This is a genomic window from Thalassolituus hydrocarboniclasticus (assembly GCF_025345565.1).
GTDB classification, from domain to species: Bacteria; Pseudomonadota; Gammaproteobacteria; order Pseudomonadales; family Oceanobacteraceae; genus Venatoribacter; species Venatoribacter hydrocarboniclasticus.
The window spans coordinates 1,849,204-1,865,965 of sequence record NZ_CP054475.1; the positions used below are offsets into that span (position 1 = coordinate 1,849,204).

General features: G+C 54.4%; 15 protein-coding genes. 11 read left to right on the forward strand and 4 right to left on the reverse strand.

Annotated elements, in window-relative coordinates:
• Nucleotide 1: 1 nt before the first annotated feature.
• The 8 genes from HUF19_RS08025 (at nucleotide 2) to HUF19_RS08060 (ending at nucleotide 9,408) form a co-directional block, all read left to right on the forward strand.
• The gene (locus HUF19_RS08025; protein WP_260999293.1) at nucleotides 2–1,288 is read left to right on the forward strand and encodes a bifunctional folylpolyglutamate synthase/dihydrofolate synthase; all 1,287 of its coding nucleotides are present in this window, start codon (nucleotides 2–4) and stop codon (nucleotides 1,286–1,288) included.
• Complete coding sequence (locus HUF19_RS08030) at nucleotides 1,273–1,827, forward strand: SPOR domain-containing protein (protein WP_260999294.1); 555 nt, start codon at nucleotides 1,273–1,275, stop codon at nucleotides 1,825–1,827. Before HUF19_RS08025 ends, HUF19_RS08030 begins: the two co-directional genes overlap by 16 nt.
• Nucleotides 1,828–1,971: 144 nt before the next feature.
• Nucleotides 1,972–2,466: a CvpA family protein gene (locus HUF19_RS08035; protein WP_260999295.1), complete on the forward strand. Its 495-nt coding sequence runs from the start codon at nucleotides 1,972–1,974 to the stop codon at nucleotides 2,464–2,466.
• A 30-nt stretch (nucleotides 2,467–2,496) separates the two neighbouring features.
• Nucleotides 2,497–4,017: an amidophosphoribosyltransferase gene (gene purF / locus HUF19_RS08040; RefSeq protein WP_260999296.1), complete on the forward strand. Its 1,521-nt coding sequence runs from the start codon at nucleotides 2,497–2,499 to the stop codon at nucleotides 4,015–4,017.
• A 26-nt stretch (nucleotides 4,018–4,043) separates the two neighbouring features.
• The gene (locus HUF19_RS08045; RefSeq protein WP_260999297.1) at nucleotides 4,044–5,258 is read left to right on the forward strand and encodes an O-succinylhomoserine sulfhydrylase; all 1,215 of its coding nucleotides are present in this window, start codon (nucleotides 4,044–4,046) and stop codon (nucleotides 5,256–5,258) included.
• Between the two features lie 198 nt (nucleotides 5,259–5,456).
• Complete coding sequence (locus HUF19_RS08050; protein WP_260999298.1) at nucleotides 5,457–6,383, forward strand: AAA family ATPase; 927 nt, start codon at nucleotides 5,457–5,459, stop codon at nucleotides 6,381–6,383.
• Nucleotides 6,380–7,357, forward strand: coding sequence for a DUF58 domain-containing protein (locus HUF19_RS08055; protein WP_260999299.1), 978 nt, complete (start codon nucleotides 6,380–6,382; stop codon nucleotides 7,355–7,357). The genes HUF19_RS08050 and HUF19_RS08055 overlap by 4 nt, the downstream gene beginning before the upstream one ends.
• Nucleotides 7,354–9,408 (forward strand): transglutaminase TgpA family protein, encoded by a 2,055-nt coding sequence (locus HUF19_RS08060; RefSeq protein WP_260999300.1) that lies wholly within the window; start codon nucleotides 7,354–7,356, stop codon nucleotides 9,406–9,408. The genes HUF19_RS08055 and HUF19_RS08060 overlap by 4 nt, the downstream gene beginning before the upstream one ends.
• A 16-nt stretch (nucleotides 9,409–9,424) precedes the next feature.
• On the opposite strand, the gene HUF19_RS08065 is transcribed toward HUF19_RS08060, so the two are convergent.
• Entirely contained in the window at nucleotides 9,425–10,138 is a 714-nt protein-coding gene (locus HUF19_RS08065; RefSeq protein ID WP_260999301.1) for a DUF6436 domain-containing protein, read from the reverse strand.
• 238 nt (nucleotides 10,139–10,376) lie between these two features.
• On the opposite strand from HUF19_RS08065, the gene HUF19_RS08070 reads away from it, so the two are divergent.
• The gene (locus HUF19_RS08070; protein WP_260999302.1) at nucleotides 10,377–11,369 is read left to right on the forward strand and encodes a thioredoxin family protein; all 993 of its coding nucleotides are present in this window, start codon (nucleotides 10,377–10,379) and stop codon (nucleotides 11,367–11,369) included.
• Between the two features lie 29 nt (nucleotides 11,370–11,398).
• Nucleotides 11,399–12,001, forward strand: a complete 603-nt coding sequence (locus tag HUF19_RS08075) for a hypothetical protein (RefSeq protein WP_260999303.1) — start codon at nucleotides 11,399–11,401, stop codon at nucleotides 11,999–12,001.
• 5 nt (nucleotides 12,002–12,006) lie between these two features.
• Here HUF19_RS08075 and HUF19_RS08080 read toward each other — a convergent pair whose 3' ends face one another.
• Both HUF19_RS08080 and HUF19_RS08085 read right to left on the reverse strand, forming a co-directional pair.
• The gene (locus HUF19_RS08080; protein ID WP_260999304.1) at nucleotides 12,007–13,176 is read right to left on the reverse strand and encodes an acyl-CoA dehydrogenase family protein; all 1,170 of its coding nucleotides are present in this window, start codon (nucleotides 13,174–13,176) and stop codon (nucleotides 12,007–12,009) included.
• A 15-nt stretch (nucleotides 13,177–13,191) separates the two neighbouring features.
• Nucleotides 13,192–14,073, reverse strand: a complete 882-nt coding sequence (locus HUF19_RS08085; RefSeq protein WP_260999305.1) for an SDR family oxidoreductase — start codon at nucleotides 14,071–14,073, stop codon at nucleotides 13,192–13,194.
• 327 nt (nucleotides 14,074–14,400) lie between these two features.
• On the opposite strand from HUF19_RS08085, the gene HUF19_RS08090 reads away from it, so the two are divergent.
• Nucleotides 14,401–15,435 (forward strand): NADP(H)-dependent aldo-keto reductase, encoded by a 1,035-nt coding sequence (locus HUF19_RS08090; protein WP_260999306.1) that lies wholly within the window; start codon nucleotides 14,401–14,403, stop codon nucleotides 15,433–15,435.
• A gap of 100 nt (nucleotides 15,436–15,535) precedes the next feature.
• Here HUF19_RS08090 and HUF19_RS08095 read toward each other — a convergent pair.
• Nucleotides 15,536–16,698 (reverse strand): IS3 family transposase gene (locus HUF19_RS08095; RefSeq protein WP_260996778.1). Its coding sequence is split into 2 segments (ribosomal slippage): nucleotides 15,536–16,443 and nucleotides 16,443–16,698, totalling 1,164 coding nucleotides; the frame shifts between segments, so codons are not numbered across the junction.
• Nucleotides 16,699–16,762: the final 64 nt, after the last annotated feature.

Here is a 16,762-nt window from a genome sequence, read left to right on the forward strand (position 1 = left end):
CATGAGCTTTGATGTTCAGACGGCCGGCCTTGAGCAGTGGTTGCAGCGACTGGAATCCATGCACCCGAGCGAGATCGATCTGGGTCTTGCGCGGGTGAAAGCGGTGGGCGAACGGCTTGGCTGTCTGCGCCCGGCGCCGCTGGTGATTCTGGTTGGCGGCACCAATGGTAAAGGCACGACCTCGGCATTGCTGGCCGCTTTACTGCGCGAGCAGGGGCTGAATGTCGGGGTTTATTCATCGCCGCATATCCGCCGTTATAACGAGCGCGTAATACTCAATGGCGCAGAAGTGTCGGATGACGATCTCTGTGCAAGTTTCCGCGCGGTTGAGGCAGAGCGTGGTGATACCAGTCTGACCTATTTTGAGTTTGGTACCCTGGCTGCGCTCAACTGGTTTCAGCAACAGCAGGTGGATGCCTGTGTGCTGGAGATCGGTCTGGGCGGGCGCCTGGACGCGGTGAATATCGTTGAGCCGGATATTTCCGTGGTAACCAGTGTTGGTCTTGATCATCAGGCCTGGCTGGGCGATACGCTGGAACAGATTGCTTACGAAAAAGTCTCCATTGCCCGGCCCGGGCAAACGCTGGTGTGTGGTCAGCCACAGCCGCCTGCAACGGCGAAAGAAACCGCTGATGCTATTGGTGCACAGTGGCTGTGCCGTGACGAAGATTTCTTTATCGGGCGCTCTGAGCAAGGATTGGAGCTGCGTTTTGTGCAGAATGGTGAGTTGCATAGCTGGCAGCTGCCTGCTGCGCATATTCCTTATCATAATGTTGCGACGGCGGTGCAGGCTCTGGCGGTGCTGGGGCGACTTCCGGAGCAAACTGTCGTTGCCCGCGTGGTTGGTAATTTACAGGTTGCCGGCCGTTTGCAGCACTATGTGCGCCAGAAGGCGGAACAGCGTTTGCAGCTGACGCTGGATGTTGCCCATAACGAGCAGGCTGCGGCTTATATTGGTGCGCAGTTGCAGCAGGTGGATGGCATTGTGCTGGGGATGCTGGGCGATAAGCCGGTTAATGAAGTGATTCAGGCTCTGCCGGCCAGTGAACACTGGTATCTGGCCGGACTCGAAGGGCCGCGGGCGCTGAGTTCGGAGCAGTTGCTGGAACGTGCGCAGGCATTAACGGCTAAAGCGGCTTACTGTTTTGACTCGGTCGCCGCGGCACTGAATGTACTGCCGGCCAGTGGTCACTGGCTGGTGTGCGGTTCTTTTTATACGGTAGAGGCCGCGCTGGAGTGGATGCAGCAACAGGAGGCAGAAGGGAAGGGGCAATGGAACAACATCTGAAAAAACGCATTCTCGGTGCTTTTGTTACGGTGGTCGCGGTAGCCATTGCCTTGCCGATTGTGCTGGACGGCTCGCGCAGTCAGCTGGCCTTGCAGAGCGATATTCCGCCGATGCCGGATATGCCGGAATGGTCCCGTGTTGAAGATGAGCGCCGGGTCCGCATTGAGCTGGAGCAGCTGGCTTCTGGCGAAGCCGCTGCGCAGATAGCTGTGCCGGAAACGGACGTGGTTGAACAGAACGACCCGGCCCCTCCGCGTGGACAAAGTGACCGTACCGAACTCGACAGCAACCAGTTGCCCTATGCCTGGACGCTGCAGTTAGGGGCTTTCTCGGAGCAGAAAAATGCCTTTGCTCTGCGTGATCAGCTGCGTGCCAAAGGCTACAAGGCGTATACCCAGGAATTTACCGGCGATAAGCTGACCCGGGTTTATGTTGGGCCAGAGCTGCAGCGCAGCCAGATTGAAAGCCTGCAGAAACAGCTGCGTAAGGAGCTGAAGCAGCAGGATATTCATATCAAACGCTACCGTGCGGAGTCCTGAGTGAGCCTTATCCGGGGCGCTGTTGTCTGTGAATATTGAGCGCAGCAAGTGCCCGGTTTCGTCGCCTCAGGCCAAGTACTGCTTTCCTAAGCGAGCCGCTTTGGTATACTGCGCGCTTTCCAATTTCCAGCTCCGGGGCGATCAATGGCGGTAATTGATTGGGTGATACTTGCCGTTCTGGCGGTATCGAGTCTGATCAGTCTGAAACGTGGCTTCGTCAAAGAAGCTTTGTCTCTGGCCAGCTGGATAGCAGCGTTTATTATTGCCCGTCTGTTCAGCGGCAACCTCGCAACCTTATTAGCCGGTGTGGTGGAAACCAACTCGGTACGCTGGATTCTTGCCTTTGTAATTTTATTCGCCGGTACGGTCACCATCGGTGCCATGGTTAACCACTTATTGGTTGAAATGGTGCGTATGACCGGACTGGGCGGTACCGACCGTGTGTTCGGTATGGTATTCGGTCTGATCCGTGGCCTGGTGGTGCTGGTTGCCATTGTCTATGGTCTGCAGTTTACGTTAGTGCCCCAGGATGCCTGGTGGCAGGACTCAATCTTTATCCCTCATCTGACCACGCTGGCGGACTGGGCGCGCAAAACGCTGCCGGGCGCTGCTGATCAGGTGATGTCTCTTACCAATTAGTTTTTTAGTTTCTGCTGAGGTTATACGCGCATGTGCGGAATTGTGGGGATCGTTGCCAAAACCCATGTTAATCAGGCCATCTATGATGCCCTGACGGTGTTGCAACATCGCGGCCAGGACGCTGCCGGTATTGTTACCAGCTTTGAAAATAAGCTGTTTCTGCGTAAGGATAACGGTCTGGTCAGTGACGTGTTCCGTACCCGACACATGCAGCGCCTGACCGGCAATATGGGTATCGGCCATGTGCGTTATCCGACCGCCGGCAGCTCCAGCTCAGCGGAAGCCCAGCCTTTTTATGTGAACTCGCCTTATGGCATCACTCTGGCGCATAACGGTAACCTGACCAATACCGAACAGCTGGCGGAAGATATTTACCGCGAAGATCTGCGTCATATCAACACCACCTCCGACTCAGAGGTGTTGCTCAATATTTTTGCCCATGAACTGCAGGAACAGAAACAACTGCAGCCTTCGCCGGAAGTGATTTTCAAAGCCGTTAAGAACGTACACCGCCGTATCCGTGGTGGTTATGCGGTGGTGGCGATGATCAGCGGTTACGGCATTGTTGCTTTCCGTGATCCGAACGGTATTCGTCCGGCGATCTTTGGTCGCCGTGACACCGAACAGGGACCGGAATATATGGTGGCCTCTGAATCGGTAGCACTGGATGCGCTGGGCTTTAAACTTGAGCGCGATATTGCTCCGGGCGAAGCCATTGTTATTACCGAAGAAGGCGAGCTGTTTACCCAACAGTGTGCAGAAAATACTTCTTTAACGCCGTGCATTTTTGAACACGTTTATTTTGCCCGTCCGGACTCCATCATCGATGGTATTGCCGTGTATAAAGCGCGTTTGCGTATGGGTGAAAAACTGGCGGAAAAAATCATGCGTGAACATCCTGAGCATGATATTGATGTGGTTATTCCTATTCCGGATACCAGCCGTTCTTCGGCACTGGAACTGGCCAACAAGCTGGGCGTGAAATACCGCGAAGGCTTTATGAAAAACCGCTACATCGGCCGCACCTTTATTATGCCGGGTCAGCAACAGCGTAAAAAATCGGTTAAACAAAAACTGAACGCGCTGGATCTGGAATTCCGCGGTAAAAATGTTCTGCTGGTTGATGATTCTATTGTGCGCGGTACCACCTGCGAACAGATTATTGAAATGGCACGTGAAGCCGGCGCTAATAAAGTGTACTTCGCCTCGGCGGCACCTGCTGTGCGTTATCCGAACGTTTACGGCATCGACATGCCGGCGAAAGAAGAATTTATTGCCCATGGCCGCAGCACCGATGAAATTGCCAAAGAAATCGGCGCCGACTGGCTGGTGTATCAGGATCTCGACGATCTGATCAGTGCCTGTCTGGAAGGCAGTAAAACCGAAGCGCGCTCATTCGACTGTTCGGTCTTTACCGGTGAATATGTGACCGGCGATATCAACGAAGCCTACTTTGATCGTCTGTCGCAACTGCGCAACGATGCCAGCAAAGGCAAACGTGCAGCGGTAGAAAATGTTGCCATTGATCTGCACAACGAAGCTGAGTCCTGAGACTGAAATCTGAGCACAGGTACGCTATGAACGATTTTTCGCAATTTAATGACCGTTACCAGTCGGATCTCGACGGTTGTGCCTTTGAGACGCTGGCGGTGCGGGCAGGTCAGGTACGCAGCGCGGAATGTGAACACTCGGAAGCCATTTTTCCGACCAGCAGTTACGTGTTTAATTCTGCTGCTGAAGCCGCTGCACGTTTTGGTGGTGAGTCCGCGGGTAATGTGTATTCACGCTATACCAATCCTACGGTCCGTACCTTTGAAGACCGTCTGGCGGCACTGGAAGGCGGTGAGGCCTGTGCGGCAACCTCTTCTGGAATGGCGGCTATTTATGCGGTGGCGATCGCCCACCTGAAAGCCGGTGACCACGTATTGTGTTCGGCCAGTGTGTTCGGCAGCACCATTATGCTGTTCGAAAAATTCCTGCGTAAATTTAATGTGTCGATCGATTATGTCGACTTACTGGATCTGAATGACTGGAAAAATAAGACCCGGGAAAATACCCGTTTATTTTTTCTGGAATCACCGTCCAACCCATTAAATGACGTGGCGGATCTGGAGGGCATTGCTGCAGTCGCCAAAGCGGCTAACGCTTTATTTGTTGTAGATAACTGCTTCTGTACTCCGGCGTTGCAAAAACCCTTGCTGTGGGGTGCCGATCTTGTGGTGCATTCTGCGACCAAATACATCGATGGGCAGGGACGTTGTATTGGTGGCGCGGTTGTTGGTTCTACAGAACTGATTGAACCTGTTATTGGCGTGCTGCGTTCAGCAGGTCCGACCATGAGCCCGTTTAATGCCTGGGTGTTTACCAAAGGTCTGGAAACATTGTCGCTGCGTATGAAAGCGCACAGTGAAAATGCATTGCAGCTGGCGCAGTGGCTGCAGCAGCATCCGAAAGTAAAAACTGTCAATTATTGCGGTCTGGATAATCATCCTGGCCATGCTCTGGCGAAAAAACAGCAGAGCGGTTTTGGCGGAGTTTTATCTTTTGAGGTAATTGGTGGTCGTGAAGAAGCCTGGAAGGTGGTGGATGCCACCCGTATGATTTCTATTACCGCCAATCTTGGCGACGTAAAAACCACCATTACTCATCCGGGCACCACCACGCATGGCCGTCTGAGTGAAGACGAGCGGCAGAAGGCCGGTATTTCTCAGGCGTTGCTGCGCGTTGCTGTGGGGTTGGAGAATATCGACGATATTCAGCGTGATCTGGCCCGCGGTCTGGACGCACTGTAAGACATTACTGACTCAGGCTATAAAAACGGGAATTGCGCAGGTAATTCCCGTTTTTTTATGCCTGTTCCTGCGCTTGTTTCTGACCATTCTTTACGCGTAATTCTGTGCTTCTTTCCTCAGCCTGAGTGTCTGCCCATTTCCCTGCAACCCTGAGTCACTTATGCTTGAGGTTTACGACGGGCAGTAACGGGAAACACTATGACCACTCCGATTCAACGTGCGCTTGAGCAACTCGGCGCAGTTATTCTGGGCAAAGAAGAGCAACTTAAACTGGCTCTGAGCTGTCTGTTGGCCCGTGGTCATCTGCTGATTGAAGACTTACCCGGCATGGGCAAAACCACTTTGTCCCATGCGCTGGCCGGAGTGCTGGGTCTGCAATATAACCGCATTCAGTTCACCTCCGATTTATTACCGGCGGATATTCTCGGCGTCAGTATTTTTGAACGTGAAAGCGGTTCGGATGTCGGCCGCTTCCGTTTTCATCCGGGGCCGGTATTTACCCAGTTATTGCTGGCCGATGAAATTAACCGCGCAACGCCTAAGGCACAGAGCGCGTTGCTTGAAGCGATGGAAGAAGGGCAGGTAACAGTGGAAGGGGAAACCCGGCCACTGCCAATGCCGTTTTTCGTCATTGCCACGCAAAACCCGGTGTCTCAGTCGGGGACTTTCCCGTTGCCGGAATCTCAGCTCGACCGTTTTTTAATGCGTATTCAGCTGGGCTATCCCAATGAGAAGGCTGAACGCGAGTTGCTGGAAGGCCGCGACCGCCGCACCATGGCCAGCAACCTCAAACCACTTTTAACCACACAGGAATTGGCGCAGCTGCAGCAGCAGGTAAACAGTGTGCAGGCCTCGGCCAGCGTGCTGGATTATGTGCAGCGCATTATTGCCTTTACCCGCTACGAAGGTGGCTATCAGTACGGTTTGTCACCGCGCGGTGCGCTGGCGTTGTTGCGCAGTGCCAAGGCCTGGGCTTTGGTGGATGGTAACCGTCAGCACTTGCTGCCGGAGGATATTCAGGCGGTGCTGCCGGCGGTGGTTGATCATCGTCTGGCGGAAGCCGCTGATGGCGGCGCACACAGCGTATCGCAGCGTATTCTCAATACGGTGCCGGTTCTGGTATGACGTCGCTGGCCAGTCGCTGGCGCGCGCGCTGGAAACGCTGGCTCGACCGGCGTATTCCGCCAGCGCCTCAGGTAACGCTTAACCATAAATCCATTTTTATTCTGCCAACCCGCACCGGGCTGTTGTTCACACTGCTGCTGATTGTGCTGCTGGTGACGGCGATAAATTATCAGAACAGCCTGATTTACGGCCTGACCTTCTGGCTGTTCAGTGTATCGCTGGCGACAATGATGTTTACCTTCCGCAACCTGTCCGGGCTGACGCTGGCGGCCGGGCGGGCGTATCCCTGTTTTGCCGGTGATGTGATTGAGCTACCGCTGCGTCTGATCGCGGCTCCCAAGCGCTTTCATGAAGCCTTATTGCTGGGTTTTCCCGATAATCCTGCACAACTGACCGACGTTGATGCGGCCCAGACCCGTACTCTGGCGCTGAGTTTCCGCACTCATAAGCGTGGGCCGCTGCAGGCTGAGCGTTTGCGGCTGGATTCACGCTTCCCGCTGGGGCTGTTTAATACCTGGACCTGGATCAAACTCGACTTTAACGCGCTGGTGTACCCGAAACCGGAAACCGTCCCCTTTGTGTTTGCCGCCGGAGAGCAGGGCGATAAGCTGGTTGGGGCGCCATCCAGTGTGTCCGGTCAGCAGGATTTTCAGGGGCTGCGTAATTATCAGCCGGGCGATTCCATGCGCCAGATTGCCTGGAAACAGCTGGCCCGCGGCAAAGGTCTGGTGAGCAAAGATTTTGATCATGATGAAGGCGCCACCTGCTGGCTCGACTGGGATGTGCTGGCGCCGCAAAGCACGGAAGTGCGTTTGTCTCGTCTGTGTGGCTGGGTGTTACAGGCACACCAGCTGGGCTGGCGTTACGGTTTGCGCCTGCCGGGTAAGGAAATCGCCCCGGATCACAGTGACGGTCATCGTGACCGCTGTCTTGAAGCACTGGCACTCTATGGCTTTGGTGGAGGTGCACAATGAGCGCTGCCGGTCATCCGAATACCGATCTGCAGATTCCGCGCAGCGCCTTGTTGTGGTTGCTGGGCAGTAATCTGGCCGCTTTACTGCCGCACGGACAACACCTGCCACTGTGGATGTGGGGGCTGGCGTTGTTTGTTCTTACCTGGCGCGGGCTGACGCATCTGGGGCGCTTATCTTACCCGAACCGCTGGGCCAAAGTGGTGGCGGTGTTCGTGGCCTCGGCCGCGGTGGTGGTGGCGTTCGATAAATCCTTTTCGCTGGAAAGTGCCGCTGCCTTTCTGATTGCCGCCAGCCTGCTGAAGTTGCTGGAAATGCGTAACCGCCGCGATGGTTATGTGGTGGTTTTTTTAAGCTACTTTCTGCTCGGTACCGGCTTTCTCTTTGATCAGAGTTTGTTTTCCGGCCTGTATGGCATCATCACGGTCTGGCTGCTGACCAGCGCGCTGGTCGCTCTGCATCAGAACGGTTTCTCCCATGATGCGCAAAGTGTGCGCCGCAGCCGTCGCGCAGCAAAGCTGGCCGCCGCCATTCTGTTGGTGTCGCTGCCGCTGATGCTGGTGTTGTATCTGCTGTTTCCGCGTCTGGCACCGCTGTGGAGCATGGCGCTGCAGTCGGGTAAGGCAAAAACCGGATTGTCGGCCGAAATGGCGCCGGGTGATATTGCCGATCTCAGCCAGTCCGATGAGCTGGTGTTTCGTGTGTCGTTCAGCGATGGCCGGGTACCGCCCCGGGATCAGCTTTACTGGCGCGCACTGGTTCTGGATGACTACGATGGCCGGCGCTGGCAGACCAGCGGCGTTACCTCTGAAGCTCAGTGGTACCCGAACAGCTGGCAACCTCCCGCAGGTGCCGCAGGGCTGGTTCGCTATGAAATTATTCAGGAGGCAACCAGTCAGAAGTGGTTGTTTGCCCTGCGGGGGGTAGCCGCGCAGGAAGAGCGCATTGGCATGACCCTCGATGACCGCCTGGTCGTACGCCGGCCGTTACACGAGCGTAAACGTTATCAGGCTCTGTCCTGGCCTTCGGTCAGCATCAGTGAAGAGGGGCTGGTTCCGCTTGAGCAGCGACAGAACCTGTTGTTACCGCGAGGCCGTAATCCGCAGACGCTGGCCTGGGCGCAGCAGCGTCGTGCAGAGGCGGCTGATGATGCAGCCTACATCAATGGCGTGTTGCGTCATTTCCGCGAGCAGGACTTTCATTACACCCTGAAACCACCGCTGATGGGCAGCGAAGAAATTGACGACTTTCTGTTTAATCAGCGTCGCGGTTTCTGTGCTCATTATGCTGGTGCGCTTGTATTCCTGGCTCGTGCCGCAGGGATTCCGGCGCGGGTGGTGTCCGGCTATCAGGGCGGTGAGTGGAATGCTGCCGATGGTTATTTAACCGTGCGTCAGTACGATGCCCATGCCTGGACGGAAGTCTGGCTCCGTGGGCAGGGCTGGGTGCGGGTTGATCCGACCGCGGCGGTTGCGCCACAGCGTATCGAGTTCGGTCTGGAGCGCGCGGTCGCTGAAGAGGGAACCTTTCTGCAGGATAATCTGCTGTCACCGCATCGCTTTAAGGGCGTCAGCTGGCTGAATCAGCTGCGTATGGAAATGGACAGCCTGAATTATTACTGGCAATTGTGGGTGTTGTCTTATGACAGTAAGCGGCAGCAGGGCTTTCTGAACGGTGTGCTTGGGCTGGATGACTATCAGCAGGGCTTATACGTGTTGGGTGGTAGCTTTGGCGGCTTTTTCCTGCTGGCTTCGCTGGTTGTCTGGTGGCGTCAGCGCCCGGCGCCGGTTTCGCCTTTTATGCGCAGCTGGCAGCGTCTGCAGGACAAAGGACAAAAACTGGGGGTTGAGCCGCAGGCTGGAGAAACAGCAGGCAGTTATCTGCAGCGTCTTGAGCAGCACTGCCCGCAGCAGCAGAGCTTGCTGCGCTGGCTGGCCGCAGAGATTAACCGCAGTCTGTATCAGCCACAGACGGATAAACAGCAGATGCTGAAGCAACAGCGCAACCTGTTACGTGCTATTGCCAGAGTTCGCCGTCAGCTCAGTGCGGGTTAAATTGAGCGCCAGATGTTCAGTCAGGCGTTTCTGAAGCGGCGGCTTTTTGCAGCGGCCAGGCACAGAAGCAGCCATCACCCGCTACGTTAGCAAAAGGGCCGTAACCCTGTGCGCCCAGTTCGCGCACGATATTCGGGAAAAAGTCATCATTGGCGACGGTGCACAGCGCGCCGAAGCCATAAGCGCCAAAGTAACCCAGTTCACCCTGAGGGCTTAACAGGGCGAGCGCCGGACTGCTGGGCAGGGGCAGATCAAGGCCCTGGGGCTGGCGCATCACTTCCATACGGGTACCGTTCAGTTGGCGGAAATTCTGCAGTTGTTCATCGCTGGTACCCGGAGCAGCAATCACCACAATGCGCAGTTGGGCCGCGTTAAAGCGGCTGATCAGGCCATCAAAATGGCGCTGGCTGAGCTGGTTGCACAGACAATCGGGGTTCCAGAAATGCAGCAAAAGCACGGGTTCGTCTGTGCCCTGCGGGATCGCAGACGGTGGCAATTGCTGCAGTAACGGTTGCAGCATCTGGCTGACCTGACTGGCTTGCCAGAAGCGCGGGTCATCGCTGGCTGCGACAAAAGGGCGGACATTCTGCTGCTGAAACCACCACAAGCCGGCCAGGGTTGCCAATAACCAGACACTGACCAGCAGGGCCAGCCAGATATTCTTTGCTGAACTGGCTGGTGACGGCGTGCCAGCTGGATGTTTGTTGTTGGAAAGTGCAGGTTTGGTCATGGAATGCTTTCCGCTGCTGGTTGGGGTTGGCCGGGTCAGGGCGAGGCGAGTATACCTTATGATCGGCACATTTTGTGTGCCTGACTTATTGATTTATACCGTTATCTTTTTGATGTGCTCTGGTTATTAATCCGCAAAATTGTGCGGGCCGTATTTGTCGCTCACTGAATTATCGGCTGTGGCATTTACTCTCCAAAGCGTTAGGATACGCAGCTTTGCAGACACTTATGCGTTCACTATGACGGAACCCTCAGCGCCAGCTCTGGCAGAACCTCCCTGGATTGTATCGCTGACCGAAGAGCAGTTGACCGCACAGCTGGCCGCTGCCCGGGTTCCTGTGCTGCTCGATTTCTGGGCCAGCTGGTGTGCGCCTTGCCGGGCGATTCTGCCATTGCTGGAAAAGCTGGTGCTGGAGTTTAAGGGGCAGATACTGTTGTTCAAGGTCGATGCAGAACAGTCACCCGAGCTGCTGCAGCGCTTTGCGGTTAAAGGTTTGCCGGCGGTCTTGTTGCTGCAGAACGGCATTGAAGTTGATCGCTTTCAGCAGACGCTCACCGAATCGCAGATCCGCGCATTTATTCAGCCCTGGCTCAGGCAGCCAGCGCAGGAGAGTGCTCTGCTATCCGGCTGTCTGCAGCAGGCGGAGCGGGCCTTTGCTGCCGCTGATGCAGATCAGGCGGCATTCAGCCTGAATCAGGCCTGCCAGATTGCCTTTGCTGCACAGGGTGGTGTGGCGCTGATGCTGGCCGATATTCTGAATATCTTGCTGGAAGGACTTGGCTGCTTGCCGCGCTCAGAACGTGGCGCGTTGATTCAGCTGGCTGAAAGCTGGCTGGCCGCCGCCGATTTCAGTGTGTTGCGTGAACCGAAGCTGCAGCAGGCACAGGCCCGGCTGGCGTTACAACGCGAGCAGGGGCAGCAGTCGCTTGATGAGATTGATGCGCTGCGCCAGCAATTAACGCAACCAGAGGTGCAGCAGAGCTCGGCCGTTTTGGCGTTGGCCGGTGCTCTGGCAGCTGCAGGAGATTATCAGGCCGCTCTGGATGTGCTGCTGGATTTTTTACAGTCCCGTTGCCACGGCAAACCGCAGGCATCGACATCGCTTGCAGAGACCGCCGACTATCAGCAGGTGCAGGCACGGCTGATTGAACTGATTGATATCCTGCCGGATCGTGTACTGGCTAACCGCTATCGCCGCCGGCTGTTTGAATTGCCAGGGCTGTCGTTATAACCGACCCTGAACTACCCGGATGAAGAATCATGATGTCTTTTAAAGTGCTCGCCAGTGCTCTGGCGATGATCATTACTTTCAGCGCTTTTTTACCCTATATCCGCGGAATTCTGACCGGCGCGATTAAGGCCCATGTGTTTTCCTGGGTGATCTGGGGAATTACCACTCTGGTGGTTTTTTTCGCGCAACTGAGTGATAACGGCGGGGCGGGTGCCTGGGCGGTAGGGTTGTCGGCCTGCATCACATTGTTTATCGCCTGTCTGGCGTTTTTAAAACGGGGTGATCTGGCTATCACAAAACTGGATTGGTTATTTTTTATTGCGGCTTTATCGTCGCTGCCATTCTGGTATTTCAGTGATTCTGCATTAATGGCGGTTATTATTTTAACCTCGGTGGACTTACTGGGCTTTGGCCCGACACTGCGTAAAGCCTGGGCGCAGCCACAGTCAGAATCGCTCGGTTTTTTTGCCTTATTTTTATTACGTAATCTGTTGGTGGTTACAGCTCTGGAGCATTATTCCTGGATTACGCTGCTGTTTCCGCTGGCGGTGGCGCTGGCCTGCATTGCATTGATGCTGATTATTGTTCTGCGTCGCCGGCACTTAAGCCGGACGACGCCAATATCGTCCTGAAGAGATTAAAGACCGAGCTGACGGGCGGCCAGATCGCGCATAATTTCTTCCGAGCCGCCGCCGATGGCATTGACCCGCACTTCACGGTAAATGCGCTCGCTTTTACAACCGCGCATATAGCCGGCACCACCCAGAATCTGTAACGCTTCGCGGGCACAGAATTCCATCACCATGGTGGCCTGCACTTTTAATAAGGCAATGTCGGCAGGTTTGGCTTTGCCGTTCTGGATCTGCCAGGCACAGCTGTCCATATACGCCTGGGTTGCATTTACCTGGCGCACCATTTCGGCAAACTTGTGGCGGATAACCTGGTGCTTGCTCAATGGTTTACCGAAGGTTTTACGCTCCTTTGCCCAGGTGGCGGCTTCTTCGATACAGACTTTGGCGCTGGCTAAAGCACCGGCGGTTAATGCCAGACGTTCATTATTAAAATTATGCACGATCGGCATAAAACCCTGATTTTCGCCGCCGATTAAATTTTTTGCCGGGACGCGGACGTTATCAAAATACAGTGTGGCGGTATCGGAGCACCACCAACCCTGTTTTTTATTTAATGGCGTACGGCTGAAGCCGGCGGCATCAGCCGGCACCAGAATCATGGAAATGCCGCCCACACCTTCACCGCCGGTACGCACGGCAACGGTGTACCAGTCGGCGCGCATGCCACCGGTAATAAAGGTTTTGCTGCCGTTAATAATATAGTGGTCGCCGTCACGTACAGCACTGGTGCTGAGGTTGGCAACATCTGAACCGCCGCCGGGTTCGGTAATGGCCAGAGAAATGTGTTTTTCACCGCGCAATACCGGAGCAATGACCCTATCTTTTAAATAATCGCTGCCAAAGTGCACGACCGGTGGCAGGCCAATACCATGCACCATTAATGTGGCATAAATCCCTCCGGCACCGGTACGGCTGAGTTCTTCCACGGCAATAATGGTATGAAATATATCGGTGCCTTCGCTCAGACCACCGTATTGTTCCGGATAGCCTAATTGCAGCAGGCCCACATCGGCGGCTTTATCCCAAAGCGATTGTGGCAGGTCGCAGGCTTCTTCCCATTCGTCGACATTGGGCATGATTTCGCGTTCAACAAATTTACGCAGCTGGCTGCGCCATTCAGCGTGGTGTTCGTTGTAATACGGGCTGGCTAATCGCAGCGAGTCAAACGTCAGCATATGAGGTTCCTTCCGTTAGTCGTTATTTTTCAGCACATCGGGTAATTCATAGCGATGAAAACCGTTGAACGATTCGCTGTTGGTGGCGGGTTTATCCGGCAGCGGAATAATGGCCGGTGCCGAGCCCATCGATGATCCGCCATCAACGCGCAGACAGACACCGCTGATAAAATTGGCGCCTTCGCTTAATAAAAAACAGACAGCAGAACTGATTTCAGCTTCGGTGGCGATGCGCTTTAACGGTACGTGGTGGCGCAGGTTACGGATGGTTTTCTGCATTGCCGGGCTGTAGGTATCAAAGCCGCTGGAGGCAACCCAGCCAGGTGCGACGGCATTAACCCGTACGCCGCTTTTTCCCCATTCCCAGGCCGCGGTTTTGGTGATGTTTTCCACCCCCGCGCGGGCAGCCCCGGAATGCCCCATGCCCGGCATGCCATTGAGATTATCAGCGGTCATATTAACGATGGCGCCACCGTGCTTTTGCATCGACTGACGATAGACTTCGCGCATCATTAAAAACGTGCCGGTAAGGTTGGTATTCAGTACCGCTTCAAACCCTTTTTTATTAATAAATTCGAGCGGGGAGGGGAACTGGCCGCCGGCGTTATTAAACAGGCCGGCTATCGGACCGTGTTCAGTCACGATGGTGGCGATGGTGGCGGTTACGGCGTCTTCATCGCGGATATCCAGGCTGTAGCAACAGGCCTGGCCGCCATCTTCGAGAATTTCTCCCAATACCCTGTGCAATTTGTCTTCGTTGCGTCCGATAAGAACGACCTTTGCACCTAAAGACGCCAGTTCATGGGCCGTACAGCGGCCAATACCACTGCCGCCTCCGGAAACAATTAAGGTTTTGCCGGCAAAAATACCGGCGCGCAGCGTGGATTGATACGGCATAACGTGTCCCCGTGGTGTGCGTTGTAACGACCTGAGCAGTCAGTTGTTATGAAAATCAAGGTACCAAGCAAGCGCTTGGTTATCAACGGTCGGTTGGCGCCATTAGTTCTCTATTTATACCGTTATCTTTCTGTGTGATTGCACTCGGTACCGGTTTGAACGCGGCGAACTCTGCCTTTTTGATGTTTTTATACCGTTATCTATTCGACGTTAAATTCTGCATCCGACTGTTGTCTTCAGAATACAGGTTGTTCGGCTGAGTGGGGTTATCAGTGTCGGGCATCCGCTTCATAATGCGGGCTTTGATTCGGTATTCGGGGTGGAGTGATGCTAAAACGACCATTGGGCAACAGCGATTTACAGGTAACCAAGCTCTGTTTGGGTACCATGACCTGGGGTGAGCAGAACACAGAAGCGCAAGCGCATCAGCAAATGGATTATGCGCTGGAGCGTGGCATTAATTTCTTCGATACCGCTGAGATGTATCCGGTGCCGCCGAAGGGCGAAACCCAGGGCCGCACTGAGCAGTACATCGGCAGCTGGTTTGCTAAAAGCGGAAACCGCGACAAGGTGATTCTGGCCAGTAAAGTGGCAGGCCCGGGTGACTGGATGACCCATATCCGCAATGGTCCACAACTGACCCGTGCACATATTCGTGAAGCTGTAGAAAACAGCCTGCGACGTTTACAGACCGATTATATCGATCTCTATCAGCTGCACTGGCCGGCACGGCCAACCAATTTTTTTGGCAAGCTGGGCTACGAACATCAGGAGCTGGAAAGCACGCCGCTGGAAGAAACGCTGAGCGCGCTGCAGGAACTGATTAACGAAGGCAAAATCCGCCATTACGGTCTGTCGAACGAAACCGCCTGGGGCACAATGAAAGTGCTGCAGATTGCTGATCAGAATCAGTGGGCACGGCCTCTGAGCGTTCAGAATCCTTATAATCTGCTGAACCGCAGCTATGAAGTCGGTCTGGCGGAAGTCTCTCACCGTGAACAGGTTGGTTTATTAGCGTATTCGCCGCTGGCATTTGGTGTGCTCAGTGGTAAATACCTGAACGGCCAGTTGCCGCCTAAAGGCCGCATTACATTGTTTGAACGCTTCAGCCGTTACAAAGGTGAGCATGCGGAACAGGCGGTTCAGAAATACGTCGACCTGGCAGCGGATCTGGGAATCAGTCCAGTCACTATGGCGCTGGCCTTTGTTACTCAGCAGGGTTTTGTGACGTCGAATATTATTGGCGCAACCACTATGGAACAGTTGCGGGAAAATATTGATTCGGCGGATGTTGTATTAACGGCGGAGATACTTGAACGGATTAATGCTATTCATAAAGTGCATTCCAATCCTTGCCCATGATCCCGCTACTGTCCCATAGTTTTTAATCAGCACCGCAGCTGACAAAAACTGCATTTTTTAACATCAAGGCCTGTTGCCTCGCAGGGGAACTTTGTAGTGGTCAACTAATTCCGGACACGGTCTTAAGTAATTCTTCGGCTGCCGATGGGCTCAGCCCATTGTTAGCACTGTGTGGTCTGTAGCCGTTGTAGTAATGCATCAGATACCGGCCCACATCCATTTTTGCTTCCATCACCGAACGATACCCCTTATCCGGTATCCACTCGGTTTTCAGACTTCGGAATAAACGCTCCATCGGCGCATTATCCCAGCAGTTTCCGCGACGGCTCATACTCTGCTGCATCCTGTAACGCCACAGCTGTTGCCGATACTTCAGGCTTGTATATTGAGCGCCCTGATCGGAATGAAACATCACGCCGGATGGTTTTCCCCGTCGCTGATACGCATCATCCAAAGCCTTAGTGACCAGCCCTGTCTGCGCTTTATCAGAGATCGCCCAGCCCACCACTTTGCGGGCGTACAGATCCAGTACAACGGCCAGATAAATCCAGCGTCCACCGGCTCGTATAAAAGTGATGTCGCCACACCAGACCCGATTGGGTGCTGTCACGGTAAACCTACGGTTCAGACGATTAGGAATCGACAGATGCTCTGCCGTTGCTGGTTTATATTTATGTGCTCCGGGCTGTTTGCTGACTAAGCGCTGCTCTTTCATTAATCGGGCGACCAGATAGCGACTCACCTGGTTGCCATTTTCGTTCAGCTTGTCGCGAATTCCCCGGCTTCCAAGTGAACCACGGCTGATTTTAAAGACCTCAGCCACGTGAGCTTTAAGGCGTACCCGCTGGCTATTGATACGGCTTACTCTGTTGCGATAGGCGTAGTAACAAGAGCGGTGAATCTCAAATAGTGAGCACAGCTTTTTAACCGGATACCGCTCTCTCAATTGGTTGATCAGCGGGTAGGCTTGATCGCGTCTGACATTAAGAGAGCCGTAGCCTTTTTTAGAATGACCTTGTCTTCCTCCAGCTCTTTAATTCGGGCTTCAAGTGCCTGAATTTTCTGCTGTTCAGGCGTGAGGGCTTTGCCCTTTGGCGTAGCACCGCCGCGTTCTTCCTGTAACTGATCAATCCAGCGTCGCAGAGTGGTATCGCCAATATCCAGCGCCTGACAAACCTCGGAAACAGCGCGCTGCTGATCGAGCACCATGCTGGCAGCTTCTTGCTTGAACTCTGCAGTAAAAATACGACGTTGTTTTTTCATTGGACACCTCTTGGGTTGTGATTTTATCACCTAAGCGGGTGTCCGGATTGATTAGACCACTACA

Coding starts and splice junctions, on each gene's coding strand:
- HUF19_RS08090 (WP_260999306.1), top strand. CDS start 14,401: ATGCTAAAACGACCATTGGGCAACAGCGATTTACAGGTAACCAAGCTC.
- HUF19_RS08035 (WP_260999295.1), top strand. CDS start 1,972: ATGGCGGTAATTGATTGGGTGATACTTGCCGTTCTGGCGGTATCGAGT.
- HUF19_RS08025 (WP_260999293.1), top strand. CDS start 2: ATGAGCTTTGATGTTCAGACGGCCGGCCTTGAGCAGTGGTTGCAGCGA.
- HUF19_RS08045 (WP_260999297.1), top strand. CDS start 4,044: ATGAACGATTTTTCGCAATTTAATGACCGTTACCAGTCGGATCTCGAC.
- HUF19_RS08080 (WP_260999304.1), bottom strand. CDS start 13,176: ATGCTGACGTTTGACTCGCTGCGATTAGCCAGCCCGTATTACAACGAA.
- HUF19_RS08075 (WP_260999303.1), top strand. CDS start 11,399: ATGATGTCTTTTAAAGTGCTCGCCAGTGCTCTGGCGATGATCATTACT.
- HUF19_RS08050 (WP_260999298.1), top strand. CDS start 5,457: ATGACCACTCCGATTCAACGTGCGCTTGAGCAACTCGGCGCAGTTATT.
- HUF19_RS08085 (WP_260999305.1), bottom strand. CDS start 14,073: ATGCCGTATCAATCCACGCTGCGCGCCGGTATTTTTGCCGGCAAAACC.
- purF (WP_260999296.1), top strand. CDS start 2,497: ATGTGCGGAATTGTGGGGATCGTTGCCAAAACCCATGTTAATCAGGCC.
- HUF19_RS08070 (WP_260999302.1), top strand. CDS start 10,377: ATGACGGAACCCTCAGCGCCAGCTCTGGCAGAACCTCCCTGGATTGTA.
- HUF19_RS08055 (WP_260999299.1), top strand. CDS start 6,380: ATGACGTCGCTGGCCAGTCGCTGGCGCGCGCGCTGGAAACGCTGGCTC.
- HUF19_RS08060 (WP_260999300.1), top strand. CDS start 7,354: ATGAGCGCTGCCGGTCATCCGAATACCGATCTGCAGATTCCGCGCAGC.
- HUF19_RS08030 (WP_260999294.1), top strand. CDS start 1,273: ATGGAACAACATCTGAAAAAACGCATTCTCGGTGCTTTTGTTACGGTG.
- HUF19_RS08065 (WP_260999301.1), bottom strand. CDS start 10,138: ATGACCAAACCTGCACTTTCCAACAACAAACATCCAGCTGGCACGCCG.